The 840-nt window shown below is 45.6% G+C and carries 1 protein-coding gene and 1 pseudogene; both read right to left on the bottom strand.

Annotated features, from left to right (window positions below):
- Positions 1-689 (bottom strand): GAF domain-containing protein (locus A3757_RS21510; protein WP_156506484.1); only part of this gene is annotated, 689 nt, incomplete at its 3' end.
- 41 nt (positions 690-730) lie between these two features.
- A pseudogene (locus A3757_RS25395) lies at positions 731-840 on the bottom strand (RNA pyrophosphohydrolase); the annotation flags it as partial.

Here is an 840-nt window from a genome sequence, read left to right on the forward strand (position 1 = left end):
TCTTTACGGACGGACTCAACCGCATTTTCAAATGAAATGATATCATCATCAATATTTTCAGCACTTCTATCAGGCACCGCATCCAGGTCGGCAAGCGGAAAAACAACAACACTGCGACCAATCGCAACGCCTGGTGCACCAGCGATACCCTTGAAGGCGATATCCTGCGCTACTTTCCCACTCTCAGAAACTGACTCAATTGCTTTAGTTGCTTCTGAATGCGCTATAACGCTCGCCAGCTGTGCAGAAACCGTAACTAGAAAAGCTTCTTCACCTTCATCAAACTTACGCAGGTTACTGGCTTCCTGAACAACCAATACACCCAATACCTTTTTATGATGAATGATTGGAACACCAAGAAAGCTTGTAAAACGCTCTTCTCCCGTTTCAGGCAAATAGCGGTAGCGTTCATGCTGCTGGGCATCTTCGAGGTTTATCGGCTCTTCCCTAACACCAACCAAACCAACCAGACCCTCTGAATAACCCAAGCTCACGTTCCCGATCGCATCTTCCCGCAAGCCACGAGAGGCACGCAAGACATAACGATTTTCTGCCGGATCAAGAAGATAGATGGAACATACTTCCGTACTCATAGCCTCCTGAACGCGACTGACAATAATATTCAGTGCTTCCTCAAGACTAGCGGCACTATTCACTTCCTGAACAATACTGCGAAGTATGCTTAGCATTTAATACCCTTTATATTATGCCCACGTTTCCAATAGGTGGCTTAGTTCTTAAATAAGTCAGTTGATAACTCTTTCATTGCTCTTCGGTATACCTCTCGCTTAAATGAGACAACCTGACCCAGCGGATACCAATAACTTACCCACTGCCAAC

It is taken from the genome of Oleiphilus sp. HI0117 (assembly GCF_001635235.1).